Source organism: Nocardia acididurans, assembly GCF_016741815.1.
GTDB classification, from domain to species: Bacteria; Actinomycetota; Actinomycetes; order Mycobacteriales; family Mycobacteriaceae; genus Nocardia; species Nocardia acididurans.
The window spans coordinates 712,216-734,454 of sequence record NZ_JAERRJ010000002.1 but is presented as its reverse complement, the minus strand read 5'-3'; the positions used below and the strand labels follow the sequence as shown (position 1 = coordinate 734,454).

Below are 22,239 nucleotides of genomic sequence, written 5' to 3'. Positions count from 1 at the left end.
ACAGGATTGCTGTTATTTTGCTGGACTCGCCGGACGTGCGCGGCATCGCGGGTGGGCCTCGGCCGGTGCGGAGGCGAGATACGCTCGATGGCACCAGGATTGGGCAGGGGTGCGCATGAGCAGGACGTTTTCCGGGGAGTACACGTTCCGGCATCCGGTCGAGGCGGTGCACGGGGCGCTGAGCAGTCGGGTGCACTGGGAGCAGCGGGTCGCCGAGCTGGGCGAGCAGCGGGCCACGCTCACCGGGTTCAGCGCGGCGAACGGCATCACGACGGTCGAGGTCACCAATGTCGTCGCACCGCATCTGCTGCCGCGTGCCGCCGCGAAGTACGGCGACATCACGGTGCAGATCCAGGAGGAGTGGCACGCGCTCGTCGGCGACGCCGCACGCGGGGTGATGCGTGGGCGGGTCACGGCCGCGCGGGTGCAGACCGACGGGGTGTTCGGGCTGCGGGCGAACGGCGCCGACGGCTGTGTCCTGTCGTTGACGGGGACCGTGGTGTGCCGGCTCCCGATGGTCGGGAAAGCCGTGGAGGCGGGCCTCGAGAAGGCGGTGACCGAAGGGTTCGGGCACAACTGCGAATTCATCGAACAGTGGGTGGATCGGCAGGTTTAGCAAGGGAATACACGCCGAGGCGTGTGGGATCGGATGGCAGGCATGGCATTACGTACCGCATTCACCGAACTGTTCGACCTGCGCCATCCCGTAGCGCTGGCTCCGATGGGCGGGTCGGCGGGCGGCGAGCTGGCGGCCGCGGTGTCCGATGCCGGCGGGCTGGGTCTGCTGGGCGGCGGGCGCAACGGCCTCGACTGGGTCGAGAAGGAGTGCGCGATCCTCGGTGAGCGCACCGGCAAGCCGTGGGGGATCGGGTTCCAATCCTGGGCGACCGCGCCGGAGACCCTGCGGTTCGCCCTGGAACAGCGGCCGCGCGCGGTCATGCTGGCCTTCGGCGACCCCCGGCCCCACATCGACGCGATCCGCGCGGCCGGTGCGGCGCTGATCCTCCAGGTCACCGATATGCGGGAGGCCGAGCAGGCTGTCGAGGTCGGCGCGGACGTGATCATCGCGCAGGGCACCGAATGCGGCGGCCACGGCGCTCGGCGCGGGCGTTCCACCCTGACCTTCGTGCCGGTCGTCGCGGATCTGGCCGGACCGACCCCGGTGCTCGCGGCGGGCGGCATCGCCGACGGGCGCGGGCTGGCGGCAGCCTTGGCGCTGGGCGCGGCCGGTGCGCTGATCGGCACCCGATTCCAGGCCACACCCGAAGCCCTGGTCGATCCGGTGACGAGCGCGGCCATCCTCGACGGGCGCGGGGAAGACACCGAGCGCAGCCCGATTCTCGACATCGTGCGCGACATTCCCTGGCCCGCCAAGTACACCGCCCGCACGCTGACCCACCCGACCATCGACCGCTGGCGCGACCGCGAAGACGAACTCGCCCGCGATGACGCCGCCAAACGCGACTACCGCCGGAGCGTGGCCAACGGCGACCTCCCGCCCAGCCCCGTATGGGCCAGCGAGGCAATAGATTTGATCGGCGAAATGCGACCGGCGGGCGAACTCGTCGGTGAGATCGCCGCTGCGGCGGAAGCCGCGCTCGGCGGCGCACTCGGAATTCGCCGAACCGGCTGAGCCGCAACACCACTCACCCGCTGTTGGGCGCGGGAGTGCCGAGCAGCATGGTGCGGCGGGACCGCACCTCCCTGCGGAGCGAGTCGACGATCGCGGTGACCTCCGGGCGGCGCAGGGTTTCGGCGCGGGAGACGAGCCAGTAGGTGAGGCGGACGGCGACCAGTTCGGGGAGGACACGGATCAGGTCGGAATGCCGGTCGGCCATGAAGCAGGGGAGCAGGCCCAGGCCCGCGGCGGCGCGGGTGGCCTCCACGTGGACGAAAACATTGGTGGAGGTGATGGATTCGCGCATGGTCGGGGCGAAGGAGGGGGCCAGGTCGAGATCGTCCACCTGGAGGATGGAATCGATGAAGTAGACGAGCGGGTGGGCGGTCAAATCCTCGATGGAGTGCGGCAGTCCGCGCGCGGCGGCGTATTCGTGCGAGGCGTACAGGCCCAGGGTGTAGTCGCCGAGCGGAATGGCTTCGGCGCGGCGGACCTGCGGTTTGCCCACCACCACTTCGAGATCCATGCTCGACCGCTGCAGTGACGCCCGCCGGGTGGCGGTGATGATCTCGACGGCGAGTTTGGGGTGGGTGCGCTGCACCGCCGCCACCGCGGGCGCGGCCAGGTAGGCGCTGAACCCGTCGGTGGCCGACATGCGCACCACGCCCTCGAGGGATGTGGTGGTGGAAGTCAAGGAGCGCACGGCGGATTCGATGGCCTCGGCCGCGGCCAGCGCTTCACGGCCGAGGTCGGTGAGTTCCCATCCGCCTGCCCCTCGGGTGAGCACCCGCCCGCCCAGCGCGTGTTCCAGCGCCGCGATCCGCCGGGAGATGGTGGTGTGGTTGATGCCCAGCTCCTCGGCCGCGGACACGTACCGCCCGGTGCGTCCGACGGCGAGGAGGACCAGCAGGTCATCCGGGTTCGGCCGGGCAGTGGCGGAGGTCACGGGCATTTCTGCATCTTTGCAGATTGCACTTGCGCTTTTGGGCATTGTGGGCGAACCGATGTGCACGAATACTCGTTTGCGATCGGATTTGTGGGCCGCGTCACAGATGAGGGGTGACGCGACTGATCGTGAAGGAGTGGCGCGATGAGCGTGCGCGAGACGGAACCCCAGGCGGGGACGTCACTGGCCGGTTTGCGGCGGGTGGTGGCCGCGTCCATGGCCGGGACCGTGGTCGAATGGTACGAATTCTTCCTCTACGGCACCGCGGCGACGCTGGTGTTCAACAAGGTGTTCTTCGCCCAGGGGACCAGTGATCTGGATGCCATCCTGGCGGCATTCGTCACCTATGCCGTGGGTTTCGCGGCCCGTCCGCTCGGCGGTCTCGTCTTCGGCCACTTCGGCGACAAGTACGGTCGCAAGAAGCTGCTGCAGCTGAGCCTGCTGCTGGTGGGTGCGGCGACCTTCCTGATGGGCTGTCTGCCGACCTTCGCGCAGGTCGGGTATTGGGCTCCGGCGCTGCTGGTGGCGCTGCGCTTCATCCAGGGCTTCGCGGTCGGCGGTGAATGGGGCGGCGCGGTGCTGCTGGTGGCCGAACACAGTCCGAGCCGCAGTCGCGCGTTCTGGGCGTCGTGGCCGCAGGCGGCGGTGCCGGTGGGCAATATGCTCGCCACCGTCGTGCTGCTGGCGCTGACCTCCACGCTGTCGGATGCCGCGTTCCTGTCCTGGGGCTGGCGGGTGGCCTTCTGGCTGTCGGCGGTGGTCGTGCTGATCGGCTACTACGTCCGCACCAAGATCACCGACGCGCCCATCTTCGTGGCCGCGCAGCAGGTGGCCGAGCAGGAGAAGGCGGCGTCGTTCAGCGCCGTGGAGGTGCTGAAGCGTTATCCGCGTGGGGTTTTCACCGCCATGGGCCTGCGGCTGGGCGAGAACATCTTCTACTACCTGGTGGTCACGTTCAGTATCACGTACCTGAAGGTGCATGTCGGCGCGAACACCAAGGTGATCCTGTGGTGGCTGCTGGCCGCGCACGCGGTGCACTTCGCGGTGATTCCGCTGGCGGGCCTGCTCAGCGACCGGTTCGGCAGGCGGCCCGTCTATCTGGTGGGTGCGCTCACCGCGGGTACCTGGGGTTTCTTCGCCTTCCCCATGATGGATTCCAAGCACAATGCGGTCATCCTGTCCGCCATCGTTCTCGGGCTGGTGTTCCACGCCTTCATGTACTCGGCGCAACCGGCGATCATGGCCGAGATGTTCCCGACCCGGATGCGGTATTCCGGTGTGTCCCTGGGCTATCAGGTGACCTCGATCGTGGCCGGGTCGCTCGCGCCGATCATCGCGGTCAAGCTGCTGGACAGCTTCGGATCCTCGGTGCCGATCGCCATCTACCTCGCCGCGGCGTGCGCGGTCACGGTGGTCGCGGTGTGGTTCGCCCGGGAGACCAAGGGCGCGGATCTGGCCGATATCGACCGCGCCGATGCCGAAGCGCTGGCCGCGCAGGCTGATTCGGCTGTCGCACTGAAGAAAGCGGTGACCGCATGACGGACGGCCTGGCAGGACGCACCGCGCTGGTCACGGGCGGCGCGAGCGGGATCGGCGCGGCCTGCGCCCGCGAACTCGCCGCCCACGGCGTGACGGTCACCGTGGCCGACATCGACGGCGCGGGCGCCAAGGAGATCGCCACCGAAATCGGCGGAAACGCCTGGGAGGTGGACCTTCTCGACGTCGCCGCCCTCGAGGAGCTGCGGCTCGACGTCGACATCCTGGTGAACAACGCGGGCGTGCAGAATGTCAGCCCCATCGTCGACTTCCCGCCCGACCGCTTCCGGATGATGCTGGCGCTCATGGTGGAAGCACCATTCCTGCTCACCCGCGCGGCCCTGCCGCACATGTACGAGCGGGGGCGCGGGCGGATCGTCAATATCTCGTCGGTGCACGGGATCCGGGCCTCGGCCTACAAATCCGCCTACGTCACCGCCAAGCACGCACTGGAGGGCCTGTCCAAGGTGACGGCCCTGGAGGGCGGCCCGCACGGCGTGACCAGCAACTGCGTCAGTCCCGGCTATGTGCGAACCCCGCTGGTGGACAAGCAGATCGCCGATCAGGCCGTCGCACACGGCATCGCCGAACAGGATGTGGTGGAGCGGATCATGTTGACCGAGAACGCCATCAAGCATCTGGTGGAGCCGGCGGAGGTCGCCGCGCTGGTGGCCTGGCTGGCCTCGGATTCGGCCCGCATGGTGACCGGCGCGACCTACACCATGGATGGCGGATGGAGCGCCCGGTGAGCCCGGTCGAGACCACCACGAGCATCGAGGAAATCGCTGTGCCCCAGTGGATTCCGACCCCGGAGGAGATCGCCGAAGCCCGGGTCACGGATTTCGCGCGGTACGTCGCGCTCAGCCGCGGGGTGCACACCGACGGCTACCACCAGCTGTGGGAATGGTCGGTCGCGGATATCGCCGGATTCTGGCGGTCGGTCTGGGAGTACTTCGACCTGGGCGACCACACCGGCGAGGTCCTCACCGACGCGACCATGCCCGGCGCACGCTGGTTCCCCGGTGTCCGCCTGAACTACGTCGACCGCGTCATCAGCCAAGCCCAGCCCGACCGCCCCGCCATCCTCGCCCTCAGCGAGGGCCGGCCGATGCGCGAGCTGTCCTGGCGGGAAATGCTTTCCCGCACCGCCGTATTGGCGCGCTCGCTGTCCGACCTCGGGGTGCGGCCCGGCGATCGGGTGGTGGGGTATCTGCCGAATATCCCGGAGGCGGTCATCGCCTTCCTCGCCACCGCGAGTATCGGCGCGGTGTGGAGCGCCTGCGGGCAGGACTACACCGCCAAGGCGGCGCTGGATCGGCTCGGACAGCTCGACCCGGTCGTGCTGATCGCCGCCGACGGATACCGCTACGGCGGGAGGGAACACGATCGGCGCGACGAGATCGCCACGCTGCGCGCGGGTTTGCCGGGCCTGCGCGCCACGGTGGTGGTGCCGGTGCTCGGGGCCGCCGCGGCGACTGCCCCGTCGCCGCGGGGCGCCGGCGCGGACGATCCCGTCCGGGCGTGGGACGAGTGCACCACCAGCGTTGATCCGGTCGAACCCGTAACGGTGCCGGTGGATTTCGAGCATCCCCTGTGGGTGCTGTTCTCCTCCGGTACCACCGGTAAACCCAAGGGCATCGTGCACGGCCACGGCGGCGTCCTGCTGGAGCATCTGAAAGCTGTTGCCCTGCAATCCGATATCGGATCCGAGGACACCTTCTTCTGGTACACCAGCCCGAGCTGGATGATGTGGAACTTCCAGGTCGCGGGGCTGCTGGTCGGCGCCACCATCGTCTGCTACGACGGCAGCCCGGCGCATCCGGGCCCGGACGGGCTGTGGGAGTTGGCCTCTCGGACCCGGGCGACGGTGCTCGGCACCAGTCCCGGCTATGTGCTCGGTTGTGAGAAGGTGGGAGCGGTACCGGCCGAGGATCATGATCTGGCCGCGCTGCGCCTGATCGGTATCACCGGGTCGGCGCTGCCCCCGTCCTCCTCACTGTGGTTGCGCGACAAGGTCGGTGCGCATATCCCGGTCGCCTCCATCAGCGGCGGCACCGATGTGGTCTCGGCTTTCCTCGGTGGCGTGCGGACGGTGCCGGTCTGGCCGGGTGAGCTGTCGGCCCCGTATCTCGGTGTGGCGCTGGAGGCTTGGGACGGGCACGGGCGGGCGGTGCGCGGTGCGGTGGGTGAACTGGTGATCACCCGGCCGATGCCGTCCATGCCGGTGGGGTTCTGGAACGATCCGGACGGCACGCGCTATCGTGCCGCCTACTTCGACATGTTCCCCGGCGTCTGGCGGCACGGCGATTGGATCACCCGCACCGCGCACGGCAGCGTCATCGTGCACGGCCGCTCCGATTCGACGTTGAACCGCAACGGTATTCGTATGGGAAGCGCCGACATCTACCAGGTGGTCGAGGCCATGCCCGAAGTGGCCGAGGCGCTCGTGCTCGGGATCGAGGAGTCCGACGGCGGTTACTGGATGCCGCTGTTCGTGGTGTCCGCGCCCGGCGTGGACCTCACCGACGCGGTCGTCGCCCGCATCCGCGCGACCATCCGCACCGAGTTGTCGCCACGGCATGTGCCCGACGAGATCATCGCGGCCCCGGGCATTCCGCACACCCGCACCGGCAAGAAGCTGGAGGTTCCGCTCAAACGGCTGCTTCAGGGCGCGGATCCGGCTGGTGTGGTGGATCCGGCCGCGGTGGACGAACCGGAGTTGCTGGCCTGGTACGCGGCTCGGCGTCGTTAACCCATCGCCCCCTGCAGTGCGGTCAGGGCTCGCCACACCAGCACATGGGTATCGGCGATGCCCGCCTCGAGCCGTCCGTGCTCGAAGCCGCGGCGCGGCGATCAGGAGATATCGGCGAGGAGGTCGTCGATATAGGCGCGGAAGAGCGCGGCCATGTCCACCCGTTCCGGATCGAGCAGCCACTGCAGTTGCAGGCCGTCCATCATGGCGAAGATCTGCGCGGCGACCGCGGCGGTGTCGATGCCGGCGCGAATGGTGCCGTCGGCAATGCCCGCGTCGAGGCCGTTTCGCAGGTAGCTCTGCATGATTCGATAGCGGTTCCGAGCCCAGTCGTGCGCCGGATGATCGGTCGTGACCGCCTCGCCGGTGACCACCGTGAACAGCCGGACCAGGCCCGGAACATGCGTATTGTGCTCGACCAGTTGCGCGAGCCGGATCAGCGCTTCTTTGCCGCGAAGTTGCTGACCGAAGTTCAGGCGGTCGTAATCGAGCCGGTCCCGGTACTCGAGCACGGCCGCCAGCAGTGCCGCCTTGGTGGGGAAGTAGTGCAGCAGGCCGGGCTGCGACAGGCCGCAGCGCTCGGCGATCTCGGCGATCGAGGCATTGCGATACCCGTTGTCGGCGAAGGTCTTCAGGGCCTCGTCGATGATCTGCTCGCGGCGTGCGTCGGCCCGCATGCGGCGCTGGGGGTGCGGGCTCATGAGCAGTGACGGTAGTCCGGCCGAGGCGACCTGCGGAAATCATCGCGCATAACAGAATGGTAACAGTACCGAGTGACCGCTCGGTAGACTGGCAATGCGCTGGCACACTCGTGCCAGCCGTACCGGGCCGTACGAGGAAGGACCCCCGATGAGCCAGGCCACTCCCGCGATCACGCCGATCACGCTGAGAGGATCCGCCGGAACACTCGCCGCCTGGGAGGTGAACCCGCCCGCCGACGCCGAGGTGCTCGGAACGGTCCTGCTGGTGCCGGGTTTCACGGGCTCCAAGGAAGACTTCGAAACCCTGCTGCCGCTGCTGGCCGCGGCGGGTTACCGCGCCTTCGCCTACGACCAGCGCGGGCAGTGGCAGTCCGAGGGGCCGGACGACATATCCGGCTACACCATGGACGGCTTCAGCGGTGACCTGCTGCGCGTGGTCGATCAGGTATCGCCGGGCGGGCCGGTCCACCTCGTCGGACACTCCTTCGGCGGCTACGTCTCCCGGGTCGCGGTCATCGCCGAGCCGGAACGGTTCCGCAGCCTGACCCTGCTGGCGTCGGGCCCGTCCTCGGTGGAGGACATCAACTTCCCGCCGCCGCAGCTGGTCGCCCAGATGGTGGAAGCCGGTGGGACCGAATCGATCTGGCAGCAGATGAGCGCCGCCATGCAGGCCGCCGGGCACCCGCTGCCCGCCGCGAAGGTGGAGTTCCTGCACAAGCGCATCCTGGCCACGAAGCAGGCGAATATCCTGGGCATCCTGAAGGTGATGGAGGTTCCGCCGGTCGCCGATCCGGCGGTGCTGCGCGATGCCGGGGTGCCGATTCTGGTGGCCTTCGGCGACACGAACGACCTGTGGGCCCCGCAGGTGCACCGGACATTCGCGGCCCAGCTGCACGCTGCGACCGCGGAGTACCCGGGCAGTGGCCACCTGCCCAATGAGGAAGTCCCCGAACAGGTATCCGCTGATCTCGTCACGTTCTGGAGGGAGCTGGCATGAACGACCGCATCGACGACCTACTCGGCAAGCTGGATCTATCGGCCAAGATCAAGCTGATCTCCGGGTCCGGCGTCTTCCGCTTCGCCGGAGACCCGAGCATCGGGCTGGCCGAGATGCCGGTCTCCGACGGACCGTCCGGCGTCCGCGGCGAGATGTGGGACGAGCGCGACCCGTCGGTGAGCCTGCCGTCGGGCACCGCGCTGGCCGCCACCTGGGATCGCGAACTGCTCGGCGAGATCGGTGGGCTCATCGCCGCCGAGGCCCGGCGCAAGGATGTGTACGCGGTGCTCGGGCCGACCATCAACCTGCACCGAACCCCGCTCGGCGGAAGGCATTTCGAATGCTTCTCCGAGGATCCCATGCTGACCGGCGAGATGGCCGCGGCCTATGTGCGGGCGGTGCAGGCGCACGGGGTGAGCGCGTGCCCGAAGCACTACGTGGCCAACGACTCCGAGACCGAGCGCTTCACCGCCGACGTGATCGCCGACGATCGCACGCTGCGGGAGCTGTACCTGTACCCGTTCGAGCGGTCGGTGCAAGCCGGGGCGTGGATGGTCATGGCCGCCTACAACTCCGTCAACGGCACCACCATGACCGAGCATCCGCTGCTGGACGAGCCGTTGAAGGGCGAGTGGGGATTCGACGGCGTCGTGGTGTCGGACTGGACGGCCGTGCGGTCGACCACCGGCGCGGCGCACGGCAACGACATCGCCATGCCGGGTCCGTGGGAGCTGTGGGGTGCGGCGCTGGAGGAGGCCGTACGCAAGGGCGAGGTGCCCGAATCCGCCATCGACGACAAGGTCCGGCGCATACTGCGATTCGCCCTCCGCGTCGGGGCGCTGGACGGAACGCCGCAGCAGGTACCGGCTTTCGGTGACGAGGCCGCCGCGCGGCTGGTGCGCGAGGCCGCCGCCAAGGCCATGGTGCTGGTGGCCAATGACGGAACGCTGCCGCTGCGCGAACCGTCGCGGGTGGCGCTGCTCGGCGCGGCGGCCGCGGAGCCGCGATTCATGGGCGGCGGCAGCGCGACTGTGATTCCCGCGCATACGACTTCGCCCGTGGAAGGGCTGTCCGAGGTGCTGCCGGTGGTGTACACGCCGGGCGTGCACCTCACCGATCACATGATTCCGGTGCCCATGAGTCTGGTCACCGATCCGGAGACCGGGACGCCGGGCCTGACGCTGCGCTACCTGGACGGGGACGACGTCCTCGCCACCGAGCATCGCGAAGCGGGCAGCCTCATGCTGTTCGGGAATCCGAATGCCATGCGCGCCAAGGCCATCGAGCTGCGTGGCACGCTGCGCGCGGATGTGGCGGGCGAATGGCGGATCGGCTTCGCCGCCGTCGGCACGCTGCGCCTCGAGGTCGACGGTGAGACGGTGCTGTCGGACACCGTGCTGCCCGAGGGCACCGATCCGGTCGAGATGCTGCTGAATCCGCCGCAGCGCTTCGTGACTCGCACCCTGGCCGCGGGCGACGAGCTCGACGTGCGCATCGAACTGATCCCCGCGCCGGGTCTGCCCGCCCTCGGCATCACCTACGCGGTGGGCCGCCCGCGCCGCGCCGACGACGAGGAGTTCGCCGCCGCAGTGGAATTGGCGCGCACCTGCGAGGTGGCGGTGGTCGTGGTCGGCACCACCGAGCAGATCGAATCCGAGGGCTTCGACCGCAAGACGCTGCGCCTGCCAGGCCGTCAGGACGACCTGGTCGCCGCCGTGGCCGCGGTGAACCCGCGCACCGTCGTGGTGGTGAATTCCGGTGCGCCCGTGGAGATGCCGTGGCGCGACGACGTGGCCGCCGTTCTGCTCACCTGGTTCCCCGGGCAGGAGTTCGGGGCGGCCCTCGCCGATGTGCTCACCGGTGCGGCCGAACCCGGCGGGCGACTGCCCACCACCTGGCCGAAGCTCATGAGCGAGGTGCCGGTGCACAACACCCAACCCGCCGCCGACAACTCCCTGCCCTACGCCGAGGGCATTCACATCGGCTACCGGGCGTGGCTGAAATCCGGTGTGGCGCCGGCCTATCCGTTCGGCCACGGGCTCGGCTACACGACCTGGGAACTGGCGGACCTGACCGTCTCCGGCCGTACCGCCACCGTCGCCGTCACCAATACCGGCACCCGGCCGGGCCGCCAGGTGGTTCAGGCCTACCTCTCCCGAGACGACAGCACGGTCGACCGGCCGGTGCGCTGGCTGTCCGCCTTCGCCACGGTCGATGTCGATCCGGGCGAAACCCGCACTGTCACCATCGAACTGCCGCAGCGTTCGTTCGAACACTGGACCGACGCGGGCTGGGTGGTCGAACCGGGTGTCTTCACCCTCCACATCGGTACTTCGGTGACGGCCCTGCCACTCACCGCCGACCTCGCCTGACCGGTCCGGGCCCTGCCGCAACGCCCGCCGCTTCGTACCCCGCCCACGGGCACCAGCGGCGGGTCCCAACTCCGTGCGATCATTCTCCTTCGGTCCTATCTCCCTGCGACACACTGGATTTCATCGTGGCTCATCCTGAAGCCGGTCTCGTCTCGGGCAAGGATTCCTCCGGCGCACCCGCATCCACCCGGGGCCTGCTTCCACTGCTGTTCACCGGGAACGCCGCGATGTACGCGGTCTACGTGGGTGTCCCGATGGTGTTGTTGCCGTTGCAGATCGAGCGCATCGATCGGCGGCGTTTCTGAGTGCGTTGCGAGAGCACGACTTCCGGTGGGCGTTCATCGGGCGGGCGCTGCTGGTGCTCGGATACTTCGCGGTGACCGGATACCAGCTCTACATTCTGCAGGACCGCATCCGGCTGCCTGAAGGGCTGGAACCCGAAGACGCCGTGGCCATCCTGACCCCGATCGGCGCGATCACCATGGCGGTGTCCACCGTGGCAGGCGGGGTGTTGTCGGATCGCCTGAACCGGCGCAAGATCTTCGTCGCGCCGTGGACACCGCACTGGTCACCATGGTGCTGCCCAGCGCCGAGGACGCCGCCCGCGATATGGGCGTTCTCAATGTGGCCAATGCGGGTCCGCAGATTCTCGGCCCGTTCGTGGCCTCGGCGGTGGTGAGCCTGGGCGGCTACACCCCGCTGTTCCTGGTCGGTGGGGTGCTCGTGGTGCTGGGCGCGCTCGCGGTCGCTCCCATTCGCTCGGTGCGATGAACCTCAGCGCGATTCCAGCGTAACCGTGATGGTGGTCCAGCCGCCCAGGTGGATGCGGTCGCCATGACGCAGCGGCACAGGCGTTTTCGCGGGAATCGGCCGGGCGCTGCCATTGAGGCAGGTGCCGTTGGTGGACCCCAGATCGGTGACGGTCAACGCATCGCCGGTGGTGTGTAGCACCGCGTGTGAGCGCGACACGGCGATATCCGACGGCGGAATGGAGAGATCGATCTCCGGGTGCAGGCCCTGGGAGCCGCTGCTCTTGCCGATCAGGATATCGGTGCCGTTCAACAGGATTCGCCGTTCCGGGTAGTAGTCCGGAAACTCCACCCGCGCCAGATCCGGCCCGTTCTGCGCCCGCATGCGGTCAAAGTGGGCGCGATCGGAGGTGATGGTCGCGACCCATGTCAGGCCCGGCGGCGGCGGGCCGATGGTGCGTCCCTCGATCTCGTGCGGATCGGACTCGACCGAAACCGGCTGCGGCACAGGGTATCTCATCGCCGATCCGGGAGCAGGTGGAGTGCCCGAGGACGGGGCCGGAGTGGACGAGGGCGGTGCCGGAGCGGACGTGCCGGGGCGGGGTTGTGGGCCGCCGAGCACGATGTCGTATCCGCAGTTCTCGCAGAAGCGACCGTCGACGGGCACACCGCATTCGGGGCAGGCGACGGTTTGCGGGCCGCCGGGTGCGGCCGACTGTTCCATGGGCCACCCGCAGATATCGCAGTAGTCGGTGGCGTCCGACTCATGGCCCTTGGGACAGGCGGCCATCAGGCACCCTCCTCCTTGCGTACGCGGGCCGTCGCTTCGCCCTTGCGGACGCGCGCGGTGGTGCCCGAGCGTAGGTCCAGGGCGCGTTCGTCGTCGAGATCGATGCTGGCGCGCAGGCGGACGGTACCGGTGCGTGCGTCCACTTCGACGACCGCGCCGAGCAGTTTGGCGGTGGCCTGGTTGCCGGATTCGTTGGCCAGTTGCAGGGCGCGCTGGAGTTTGGCGGTGGCGGTGGCATTGTCGCCCTGTTTGCGCGCCGCCAGGCCCTCCTGGACGGCCTGTGCCAGTTCGGCCTGCCCGGTGTAATGGGCGACGCGGCGGCTGATCTGGGCGGATTTATCGGTGTCGGTGGTCCAGACGGCTTTGACCAAGCCCTGCCCGATGAGTTCGGTGCCCGCCACGACACTGATTCGGGCCGCGAGCTTTTCGCTGCCGGCCGGTGCGGGCTGCACCTGGATCTGCACGTGGTAGTCGCGGTCCTCCGCGCCCCAGGAGCCGAGCGGATATTCACCGACCTGTGCGGAGACCTCGGTGCGGCGGCCGGTGAGATCCTCGATGGTGGGCGCGACCTGCTTGACGAAGGCGACCCGGTCGCTCTGCGGCGTCCACACCCGCATGGTGAGTTCCGGAATCGCCTTGGACATGGACACTTTCATCATGGCGGCGAAGTCGTCGGCCAGCAGGTCGGGGGTGCGCACCAGGTCGGCGGTGCCGTGCAGCGCCGAGGCGATGGAGCGCAGATCCTCGGCCTCCCAATCGTTCCCGGCCCCGCCCACGCCGCGGCAGTCACAGGTGAAAACGCCTTCGGAGGAACGGATCTCGCGGGCGAGCCGTTCGGGCTTCTCGTGTTCGTTGCGTCCGTCGGTGAGCAGGATGGCGTGCACCATCGCGTTCGGATACTGCTCGGCGATCTTGCGCGACAAACCCAGCCAGGTGCCGATGGCGGTGCCGCCGTGCGGGTGCAGGGTGTCGAGGGTGCGGCGGGCCGCGGCCCGCGAGCGCGCGTCGGCCGCGACGGTCGCGCCGTTCTCGGGGAACACCACCTTGGCCTTGTCGGTGCCCTCCACGATGGCGAAGCGGGTGCCGTCGGGCAGCACATCCAGCGCGGCCAGGGTGGCACGGCGCGCACCGGCGAATTTGTCGCCGCTTCCCATGGATCCGGAACAGTCGATGATGAGGATCTCGACCCGCTCCTGCTGCGGCACCGCCACGGTGAGCGCCTCGGTGATCTCCACGGTCACGATGGCGTCGACCGTGCGCGCCCCCTCGGCGAGGTATTCGTTCTGATCGACGGCGACCGAGATCCCGGTATCGGCAACTGAACTCACTGCGATTCTCCTTGTGGATCGGCGACGGGAACCGGGACCAGCGCGACCGTGATGTTGTCCTTGCCGCCGGCCAGCAGCGCGTAGTCGGCCAGCGCGCGGGCCGCCGACAGCGGTGCGTTGCCGGTGGCGATGCGGGCCAGTCCGGGCGCGTCGGGCAGGTAGTTCCACAGCCCGTCGGTGCACAGCAGCAGCACGCCGGGTTCGGTGGCGTCGAAGCGGCGCACACAGTCCGCGCCCCACGGCGGATTCTCGCCGTCCGCGCCCAGCCAGCGGGTCAGCACATGGGCGTGCGGTGCGTCCATGGCGGCCTCCTCGTTCATGACTCCGGTCTCGACCAGGGCTTGGGCGAGGGAGTCGTCGAGGGTGAGCCGACGGGAATCGTCCGGGCCCGGCTGCAGCCAATATGCCCGGCTGTCGCCGACATTCGCGACGGTGATTCGGGCTCCGCCGAACTCGTCGTAGCGCACCACGGCCGAGACATAGGTGCAGGAGGGTGAGCGGCCGTCCGGGGTGCCGACATCGCGGACGGCCTGTGCGGCGGCGGCCAGCCCGGCCATCACCGAATCCTCGGCGGATTCCCCGGCTCCGAGTGCGGTGAGGGCGGCGTCCACCCCGGCGCGCACGGCCGCGCCGGAGGCGGCCTGCGGGTCCTCGGAGGTGGAGACGCCGTCGCATACCGCGATCACGAGAGCCGCCGGGGCGCCGGGCCGATCGCCGTCCAGAATCGCCGCGGCCACCGCGTCCTCGTTGCGGGCGTGCGCGATTCCGCGATCGGTCACCAGGCAGACCGGTCCCAGTACGGCGTCGAAGCGGTCGTGTTCGCGGCCCAGCTGCCCGCAGCCGACGCAGTACCCGTCGGTGTCGAAATGCGTTCCGGCACAGGACTCACAGGCGGCGGGCGCCTGCGGATCATAGGAGAGCGTGGTGCCGGTGTAGGGCGGGCGCAGGGTCGTGTTGCGGCTGGTACCCAGGGGCGGGTCGGCGTCCTCGGCGTCGTCGGTGTTCCTGGGCGGCAGCGCGATGCGCTTGGTGATCAGTTTCATTCCACAGGCCTCACAGAAGCGGTCGGTCGGGGCGGCGGCGGTTCCGCAGCCCACGCAGCGGGCGGTCACAGGGTCGTCCTCGGTCGCACGGCGTTGGCCTGTTCGACCAGGGCGATCCGTTCCCATAGGTCGTCGGTCTCGTGGGCCAGGTCGCGGTAGCAGCGCTCCAGGCCGGTGCGCACCCCGTTCTGGTCCAGCGGTACGTCGAGCAGGGGTGCGTGCTCCACGGGTACCCGGCCCAGGCGTAGCCATTGCAGGGCGGCGTCGAGTACTCGCAGCCGGGCCTGCGCCCGCCGCCGGTTCGAATCGATGACGAGGGCGGAGATGCGGGCTCCCGCGTCGCGCAGCAGCGGTTCGGTGAGTTCGCCCTGCCGGTCCACGGCCAGCAGCGTGTCCACGGCCGCGACCCGGGCCTCGGTATAGACCGCCGACGCCGGATCGACCTGATCGAGGACCTCCACCGCACCCCTGCGGTCACCGGCCGCGCGGCGCAGCCGGGCCGCGCCGAAGGCGGCGCTGGTGTAGGTGCGGTCGGTGCGCCACACCATGTCGTAGTAGGCGGCCGCGCGCCCGCGGGCCGGTGCGGGATCGGAGCCGTCGGCGTGGTGCGCCATGAGTTCGGCGGTGACGGCCAGTGCGAGCTTGGGTGCGGGCTCGCCGGGCAGCGCCGTGTAGAGGGTGTCGAATTCGGCTGCCGCGGAAGCCCAGTCGCGTTCGAGCAGTCGTGCCTGACCGCGATACCAGGTGAGCCGCCAGTCGTCGGTGAGCAGATCGTTGAGCTCGGCCTCCTCGAGCCGGCGCAGGGCGTCGGCGGCGTCGCCGAATTCCAGTGCGGCGCGGATCAATCGGAGCGGCAGCTCGACCGATTCGGTGCGTGCCGTCACCACCGACTGCAGGCCCGCGGTGAGCTCGCGTTCCAGATCGGCCGGGGTGACGGCGCTGGTGCTGGCCAGCAGGGTGGCGGCGGAGTCGTACGGGTCGACCAGCGGCACCGGCAGGGCCGCGATGAGCGCGCCGGGATCGTCGGGGACGGCGTCGCCGACGCCGAAGGTCTTGCGCGGCGGCCCGAATCGGCTCGACAGGCCCGGATGCGGACGGCCCTCCTGCAGCGAGAGCACCTCGCGCAGGACGCCGGTGAGCTGATCGGCCATCTCCTCCATGGAGGAGAAGCGCGCATCCGGATCGGGATCTGTCGCGCGCAGCAGCAGCCGGTACAGCGAATCATGCTGGGCCAGTAGTGGTTCGGTGTCGGCGCCGGGCAGCGGGCCGAGGCGGCCGTGCTCGGCGGGCACCCGCATCATGAGGACGGCGAGGGTGCGGCCCACCGTGTAGACCTCCGAGGCCACGGTCGGCCCGGTCTCGGCGATCTCCGGCGCCTGGTAGCCGGGTGTGCCGAAGACATCGCTCTTCTGATCGTCCATGGCGATGACCGCGCCCATGTCGATGAGCTTGAGCTGCTCGTCGGTCTGCATCACGTTGTCCGGCTTGAAATCGCAGTACGCGAGACCGCGCGAATGCAGATAGCCGAGGGCCGGAAGCATTTCCAGAATGTAGGCGATGGCGTGATCCGGCGGCAGATAACTGCCCTCGATATCGCGATGACGGCGCAGCAGCTGTTTGAGCGAGGTGCCGCCGACATATTCCATGACGATGTAGCCGACCGGAACACCGTCCGCCCCAGGATGTTCGGTGAAGTTCTGGATCCGGACGATATTCGGGTGGTCGACCAGGGCCAGGAACCGGCGCTCGGCCACCGCCGCCTGCATGGCGCTGGCGTCGCCCTCGTTGAGCAGGCCCTTGAGCACCACCGGACGCCGTTCCAGGCGGTGGTCGACGGCCAGGTACAGCCAGCCGAGCCCACCGTGTGCCAGTGGCCCGAGCACCTCGTACTGGCCGCCCAGCAGATCGCCCGCCCGCAGTTTGGGCGTGAAGGAGTACTTCGCGCCGCAGTGCGTGCAGAAACCCTCCGCGCGTCCCGGCTGGCCGTCCCGGCCGCGTCCCACCGGGCGGCCGCATCGGCCGTTACCGCAGAAACGCTGGTGCTCGGGGACTTTGGGATCCTGCAGCACCGCCTCCGAGGGGTCGATGCGCGGGACGCGCGGCACGTTCACCATGCCCGCGCCCAACCGGCCCCGGGTGGAGCCCGAGGTGCTGCTGCCGGTGCGCACCGAGCGCGCCGAGCCGCGGGAGGCCGCACTGCCCTGCGAGACAACGGAACCCGTCGCCGGGGTGGCAGCGGGTTGCGGGCCGACCGTGGCGCCGCAGCGGGTGCACCGGCCGTCGATGAGCGCGCCGGTGCAGCCGGGCTGCGGGCAGACGGTCGGTTCGGGGGTGGCGGGGCGCGGTGGGAAACCGCAGATGTCGCAGTAGCCGTCGGCGTCGATGGTGCCCGGGCAGTCCGGGGTCGCGGTGCATTTCATGGTCGCCTTCCCGATTTCTGCGCGATGAGCTGGCGGTAGTCCGTGACAGCCCGGGTGACGGCGGCGAGATCGCAGGGCTTGCGGGCGAGCAGTCCGGCGGCGATTCGACCGGCCGCCAGCACATCTCGATCCTCGGCGACGCCCAGCCGCGCGGCCTTGGCGCGATAGGCGGACAGCCGGCCGCTCAGTTCGCCACGCCGATCCAGCAGGCCCTGGGCCAGCTCCTCGGAGCGCGCGGCGGCCGACTGGGCGGCGTCGAGCCGGCGGCGCAGTTCCCACAGCGCGGCGGGCGCGGGCGGATTCGCCTCCAGCGCGGTCACTTCGGCACTGAAGACGGCGCTGTCGTCGGGGCGGTCGGGGAGTGCGCCGGCCAGGATGGTGCGCTCCACCTCGGTGCGGGCGTGCAGGGCGCGCTCATAGGTCTTGCGCAGGGTCTCCACCCGCTGGCGCAGCTGGGCGGTGGCGCCGCCCCAATCCGCGGCCATCGCGGCCAGTTCCGCGAGCAGTGTCGCGGCCGCGGCCATGCGCGTGGACAATTCGCCCGCCCGCCGGTCGATCTCCGCGGGGGTCAGCGACAGCGGGTCGATCGCGGCCTGCGTGGTGAGTGCGGCGATATCCTCTGCGAGAGGACGCAATTCGGGGTGGGTGGGGCCCGCGCGCTCGATCTCGGTCTGCAGCGGAGCCAGGGCCGACATGACCCGGCTGTTCACCGCCTCCACCGCGTCGAGCAGCTCGGTGACGCCCGGGAAGACCGCCTTCATCCGCTCCACCGTATCGGCCAGGCCGACGTGCACCACCTGCTCGCGCGGGCCGGTGAGACTGCGCTGTGCGAGCGGAATCGTGGTGCGCGACACCTCGAGTGGCCGTCCGCGCAGCAGCGCGGTGAGTTCCTCACGGTCGAGGGCGTCGAGCCGCCAGCGGGTGCGGGCCGCGCGGGCCCGATCCAGGATGGTGCGCAACCTGCCGAACTCCTCCCACAGCAGGTCCAGGGACTCCTGCACCGATGTCCAGCGTTGCGCGGTCACGCCGGTGGGTGCATAGCGGCGCAACAGCTGCAGGCCCGGATGTTTGTCCACCTCCACCAGAGTCGCTGCGATGGCGTCGATTTCGCGTTGCCGGTCGCCGAGTTCGCGATCGATCTCGGCGACGGTGAGAACATGCCCCGAATTCCCGTGCACGGCGGCTCACTCGACATATTTCGGTGCCGGGGGACTGGCGGGGCCGAGAATGTTCAGCCGGGCATTGTAGAGCCGCTGCCAGGTGCCGTCGCTGCGGATCCGGTCCAGGACGCCGTTCACGAAACGCACCAGATCCGTTGCCTGCTTGGGGATTCCGACGGCGAAGTCGTCCACGGCCAGGGTTTCGCCGACCAATTCCAGATTCGGGTCCTGCGCGATCAGGCCCGCCAGGATCGGGGTGTCGGTGCTGACGGCGTCGACCTGACCCTGCTGCAGGGCGGTGAGGCAGTCCAGCCAGTTGTTCATGGTGATGATCGTGGGGCGGCTGGGCAGCTGCAGGACGGTGTCCAGGGTGGTGGTGCGCGGCAGTTCGCACACCGTCTTGCCGGCCAGGTCGGCGGACGAGGCGATCCCCGAGCCCTTGACCGCCAGAATGCGCTGTGTCGCGGCGAAATACGTGGTCGAGAAGCTGATCTCGCGGGCACGCTCACAGGTGGCCGACAGGGTCTGCACGACCAGGTCGACCTGGCCGCTGGTGAGCGCCGGAATCCGCTGCGCGGATTCGATGGGATGCATCTCGATCTTGTTCGGATCGCCGAACAGGTCGCGCGCGATCTCGCGGGCGATATCGATGTCGAAGCCCGCGATCTGACCGGTGGCCGGATCGCGGTAGCCCATCGGGTAGAGATTCTGATCCACGCCGATGCGGACCTTGCCGCTCGCCACGATGGTCGCCATGGTCGACCCGGCCGGCATATTGCCGGGGGACGGCTGAGCGCCCGGCCGCAGACTGGCCGTCGCGTCGCAGGCCGGATCGCGCTGGCGCTCGTTCGTGGTGACCACTTCCGCGCCCGGCGGCAGGCGGTTCACCGAGGGGATGGCCAGCGGATCGGTGCCCGGGGCCGAACCACACGCGGTCAGCGCGGCGGCCAGCGCGGCCGCGCCCGTGGTGAGCAGCACCCTCTGCCGTGTGTTCACAGGAACTCCTTCAACCGCGGCCACAGCCCGATTCCCGTCGCGGCCGCCGCGCCGAACAGCAGTACCAGCGTGCCGAACGGGCTCAGGGTGAGCGCGTCGCCCGCGGCGTCCACGCTGTCGCGCAGCCGGGTGCGCACGTCCTCGAGTTCGGCGGTGACGGCGTCGTCGAGGGTGTCGAAGGCCGCCGCGGAAGCGCCCGCGCCGGTGCCGATCGACTGCTGCACGGCCGCGCGGTAGTCGTTGCCCTGATAGGCGCTGACCTGTTTGCGATGGCCATCGGTCCAGCTGGAGAAGGCCCGCGCCGCTGTCGAATCCGATCCGACCACGCTCTCCAGTGTGTCGCTCAGCTTGCCGGTGTGGTCGGCGAATCGGGTGTCGCTGTCGGTGAGATTGCTGCGGGTGACCAGCTGCAGCGTTTCCTCGGTGCGGGCCTGCTGCGCCAGGATCCGGGCCTGCGCGAGCGCGTCGAAGCGGGCGGTGGTGCCGCCGGGACCGGTATCGATCGAGGTGGCGGCGGCCAGGGTGGCGGCGGCGATCCACAGCAGCGCGAGCACCGTCGCGCCCGCCGCCACGCCGATGCCGAGATTGAACCGGCGGTTGGTGCGGCGCAGCAGTTCATAGGATCCGTAGCCGCAGGCCGCCAGGGTGAGCAGCAGCAGGATCACGGTGAACCAGGGCAGGGATTCGATGGCGCGCTGTTCGGCGCGCAGCTGATCCATCCGGATCGTGTGCAGCTCTCGGGCATTGGGCAGCACGGTGTCCTGCATGAGCGCCGAGGCCTGCCGCAGGTACGCCGCGCCGACCGGGAGGTTCTGCCGGTTGTTGGCGCGCGCCGACTCGACCAGGCCGGTGTAGCGGGGCAGTTCGGCGGCGATCTCGGCCAGCAACTCGCGGGTCGTGGTGTCGGACGCGCCGCTGGTGGCCTCGGCCAGGGCGGCGGCGGCCTCGGTGAGCGAGTCCAGGTAGCGGGTGCGCACCTCGGTGGATTCGATACCGCCGGACAGGAATGCGGTGGTGGCCGCGGCATCGGCCGCCGAGAGCGCCCCGTAGAGCCGTTGCGCGGCGTAGGCGAGTGGTTCGGTGTGCGCGAGGACGGTATCGCGGCGAGTCAGTTTGTCGCTGAGCTGATTCGCGCAGACGAGTCCCGAAACAAGGCACAGGGCCATGAGTGCGACGCCCATCGCGCCGATTGCTCCCGGTGCTGTGCGGGCGAATCGCCGCACCCATACCGTGGCATCGTGGATGGCCGCCGGTAGCCGACTTCTCACGCCCTTCCCCCGTTCCACCGGCCCTACTCCCCGCAGGGCGATCGTACGGGAGTTGCCCCGTCGTGTCGACGCCATTCCGACTGGTTGGAATTTATTGGCAGACCTCATGATTCGACCACGCGTTCCCCGAATTCCTGGGGTCACCTTACGTCAGAAGTCCTGCGCGGTAGCGAAATTCGAATTCGGCGAATATCGGCCGCCGCGACGATGCCCGCGCCTCGGGCAAGATCGTTTTCATGGCAAGCAACAAGGACCTCATGCTCTCCGGCCGGCTCTACCGCGACAACGACCCCGAACTCCTCGCCGAACGCCGCCACTGCCAGCAACTGCTCGACCGTTTCAACGCCACCCGCTCCGGCGACGACGCCGAACGACGTCGAATCCTCGAAGACCTCCTCGGCGGTATCGGCGAAGACTCGTGGATCATGCCCCGCTTCCAATGCGACTACGGCTACCTGATCCGCCTGGGCCACAACACCTTCCTCAACTACGACACCATTCTCATGGACTGCGCCCCCATCACCATCGGCAACGACGTCTCCATCGCCCCTCGCACCCAACTCCTCACCGCCCTGCACCCCATGGAAGACCACGACCTGCGCCGCCGACGCTACGAAACCGCCGCCCCCATCACCATCGGGGACAATGTCTGGCTCGGTGCGGGCGTCATCGTCTGCCCCGGCGTCACCATCGGCTCCGACACCGTCGTGGGCGCCGGCTCCGTCGTGACCCGAGATCTCCCCGACAAGGTCTTCGCCGCCGGCAACCCCTGCCGGGTGATCCGCTCTCTCTGAGCAAACCCCCTGTGCCGCAGCCTGTTCAGTCCACCCGCAGGACGATCGCGGTGGCATTGTCGTTGCCGCCCGCGGCTGCGCAGGCGGCCAGGAGGCCGTCGATCGCGGACCGGGGATCGGGGAGGGCGAGGAGGGCGTGGAGGCGGTCGTAGGGGACCTGCTCGGCCACGCCGTCGGTGCAGAGGAGGTAGGTGTCGCCGGGGTGGAGGGTGATGGCGAGGATGTCGGGTTCGGGGGCGGCGGGGTGGCCGATGTAGCGGGTGAGGCGGTAGCGGGCCGCGGCGGCTTCCGGGGAATCGAAGGGGAACCAGCCGTGGACGGCTCCGAGCCAGGCCATGGTGTGGTCGGTGGTGAGGAGCTCCAGGAGGTTGTCGCGGAGCCGGTAGACGCGGGAATCCCCGACCTGGACGAGCCAGTGGCCCTGCTCGGTGGCGAGCAGTGCGGTCAGCGTGCAGCCCGCCAATTCGCGTAGCTCCCTGCCGATTCGGCCGACCTCGGATTGCGCCGCGGCCACCGCCTCCCGGATCTCGCCGGGGCCGATGGCGGCGGATTTCGTGAGGTGGCGGGTGAACAGGTCGACCGCGGTGCGGCCCGCGGCCGCGCTCCCTCGCCCCGACCCCATCCCGTCGGCCACCACCGCGAGCAGCGGGTCGTCGCGGAGATAGGCGACATCGAAGTTCGCGGTGTAGCGGGTGCCGATATCGCTGCCCGACGCGGTGCGGAGCACGGGGGTGCGCATCAGCGGATTGTGGCACCCGCGCGGCCCCGC

Annotated in this window: 20 protein-coding genes; 10 read left to right on the top strand and 10 right to left on the bottom strand. The window is 69.6% G+C overall.

Annotated elements, in window-relative coordinates; genetic code table 11:
- Positions 1-115 precede the first annotated feature (115 nt).
- Together JK358_RS07770 and JK358_RS07765 are read left to right on the top strand one after the other, a co-directional pair.
- Positions 116-616, top strand: coding sequence for a DUF2505 domain-containing protein (locus JK358_RS07770; protein WP_201945103.1), 501 nt, complete (start codon positions 116-118; stop codon positions 614-616).
- Positions 617-658: 42 nt separating this feature from the next.
- Complete coding sequence (locus JK358_RS07765; protein WP_201945102.1) at positions 659-1,633, top strand: NAD(P)H-dependent flavin oxidoreductase; 975 nt, start codon at positions 659-661, stop codon at positions 1,631-1,633.
- Positions 1,634-1,646: 13 nt separating this feature from the next.
- On the opposite strand, the gene JK358_RS07760 is transcribed toward JK358_RS07765, so the two are convergent.
- A complete protein-coding gene (locus tag JK358_RS07760) occupies positions 1,647-2,570 on the bottom strand; it encodes a LysR family transcriptional regulator (protein ID WP_232850846.1) in 924 nt (307 codons plus the stop codon).
- A gap of 138 nt (positions 2,571-2,708) precedes the next feature.
- Here JK358_RS07760 and JK358_RS07755 point away from each other — a divergent pair, with 138 nt between their 5' ends.
- The 3 genes from JK358_RS07755 to JK358_RS07745 are packed head-to-tail and all read left to right on the top strand — an operon-like array spanning position 2,709 to position 6,852.
- Entirely contained in the window at positions 2,709-4,103 is a 1,395-nt protein-coding gene (locus JK358_RS07755; protein ID WP_201945100.1) for an MFS transporter, read from the top strand.
- On the top strand, positions 4,100-4,849 hold the full coding sequence (locus JK358_RS07750; protein ID WP_201945099.1) for a 3-hydroxybutyrate dehydrogenase: 750 nt from the start codon (positions 4,100-4,102) through the stop codon (positions 4,847-4,849). Before JK358_RS07755 ends, JK358_RS07750 begins: the two co-directional genes overlap by 4 nt.
- Positions 4,834-6,852 carry an acetoacetate--CoA ligase gene (locus JK358_RS07745; RefSeq protein ID WP_201945098.1) on the top strand — a complete coding sequence of 673 codons (2,019 nt, stop codon included), beginning with the start codon at positions 4,834-4,836 and terminating at the stop codon, positions 6,850-6,852. The genes JK358_RS07750 and JK358_RS07745 overlap by 16 nt, the downstream gene beginning before the upstream one ends.
- Positions 6,853-6,953: 101 nt before the next feature.
- Here the strand turns inward: JK358_RS07745 and JK358_RS07740 are convergent, their stop codons facing one another.
- A complete protein-coding gene (locus JK358_RS07740) occupies positions 6,954-7,553 on the bottom strand; it encodes a TetR/AcrR family transcriptional regulator (protein ID WP_201945097.1) in 600 nt (199 codons plus the stop codon).
- Positions 7,554-7,701: 148 nt separating this feature from the next.
- On the opposite strand from JK358_RS07740, the gene JK358_RS07735 reads away from it, so the two are divergent.
- The 4 genes from JK358_RS07735 (at position 7,702) to JK358_RS07720 (ending at position 11,693) form a co-directional block, all read left to right on the top strand.
- A complete protein-coding gene (locus tag JK358_RS07735; RefSeq protein ID WP_201945096.1) occupies positions 7,702-8,550 on the top strand; it encodes an alpha/beta fold hydrolase in 849 nt (282 codons plus the stop codon).
- Complete coding sequence (locus JK358_RS07730; protein ID WP_201945095.1) at positions 8,547-10,922, top strand: beta-glucosidase; 2,376 nt, start codon at positions 8,547-8,549, stop codon at positions 10,920-10,922. Before JK358_RS07735 ends, JK358_RS07730 begins: the two co-directional genes overlap by 4 nt.
- A 125-nt stretch (positions 10,923-11,047) precedes the next feature.
- Positions 11,048-11,227: a hypothetical protein gene (locus tag JK358_RS07725; protein WP_201945094.1), complete on the top strand. Its 180-nt coding sequence runs from the start codon at positions 11,048-11,050 to the stop codon at positions 11,225-11,227.
- A gap of 247 nt (positions 11,228-11,474) precedes the next feature.
- Positions 11,475-11,693, top strand: coding sequence for a hypothetical protein (locus JK358_RS07720; RefSeq protein ID WP_201945093.1), 219 nt, complete (start codon positions 11,475-11,477; stop codon positions 11,691-11,693).
- Positions 11,694-11,696: 3 nt separating this feature from the next.
- Here JK358_RS07720 and JK358_RS07715 read toward each other — a convergent pair whose 3' ends face one another.
- The 7 genes from JK358_RS07715 to JK358_RS07685 form a co-directional block, all read right to left on the bottom strand.
- Positions 11,697-12,461, bottom strand: a complete 765-nt coding sequence (locus tag JK358_RS07715) for a double zinc ribbon and FHA domain-containing protein (protein ID WP_201945092.1) — start codon at positions 12,459-12,461, stop codon at positions 11,697-11,699.
- Positions 12,461-13,789, bottom strand: a complete 1,329-nt coding sequence (locus JK358_RS40285; RefSeq protein WP_201945091.1) for a VWA domain-containing protein — start codon at positions 13,787-13,789, stop codon at positions 12,461-12,463. Before JK358_RS40285 ends, JK358_RS07715 begins: the two co-directional genes overlap by 1 nt.
- On the bottom strand, positions 13,786-14,832 hold the full coding sequence (locus tag JK358_RS07705; protein WP_201945090.1) for a PP2C family protein-serine/threonine phosphatase: 1,047 nt from the start codon (positions 14,830-14,832) through the stop codon (positions 13,786-13,788). The genes JK358_RS40285 and JK358_RS07705 overlap by 4 nt, the downstream gene beginning before the upstream one ends.
- Before the next feature lie 65 nt (positions 14,833-14,897).
- Entirely contained in the window at positions 14,898-17,252 is a 2,355-nt protein-coding gene (locus JK358_RS07700; protein WP_201945089.1) for a serine/threonine-protein kinase, read from the bottom strand.
- The gene (locus JK358_RS07695; protein WP_201945088.1) at positions 17,249-18,430 is read right to left on the bottom strand and encodes a hypothetical protein; all 1,182 of its coding nucleotides are present in this window, start codon (positions 18,428-18,430) and stop codon (positions 17,249-17,251) included. The genes JK358_RS07700 and JK358_RS07695 overlap by 4 nt, the downstream gene beginning before the upstream one ends.
- Before the next feature lie 6 nt (positions 18,431-18,436).
- Entirely contained in the window at positions 18,437-19,408 is a 972-nt protein-coding gene (locus JK358_RS07690; RefSeq protein ID WP_201945087.1) for a glutamate ABC transporter substrate-binding protein, read from the bottom strand.
- Positions 19,405-20,676 (bottom strand): GlnX family signal transduction membrane protein, encoded by a 1,272-nt coding sequence (locus JK358_RS07685; protein ID WP_307817369.1) that lies wholly within the window; start codon positions 20,674-20,676, stop codon positions 19,405-19,407. Before JK358_RS07685 ends, JK358_RS07690 begins: the two co-directional genes overlap by 4 nt.
- 236 nt (positions 20,677-20,912) lie before the next feature.
- On the opposite strand from JK358_RS07685, the gene JK358_RS07680 reads away from it, so the two are divergent.
- The gene (locus tag JK358_RS07680; RefSeq protein WP_201945086.1) at positions 20,913-21,470 is read left to right on the top strand and encodes a sugar O-acetyltransferase; all 558 of its coding nucleotides are present in this window, start codon (positions 20,913-20,915) and stop codon (positions 21,468-21,470) included.
- 25 nt (positions 21,471-21,495) lie between these two features.
- Here JK358_RS07680 and JK358_RS07675 read toward each other — a convergent pair whose 3' ends face one another.
- On the bottom strand, positions 21,496-22,209 hold the full coding sequence (locus JK358_RS07675; protein ID WP_201945085.1) for a PP2C family protein-serine/threonine phosphatase: 714 nt from the start codon (positions 22,207-22,209) through the stop codon (positions 21,496-21,498).
- Positions 22,210-22,239: the final 30 nt, after the last annotated feature.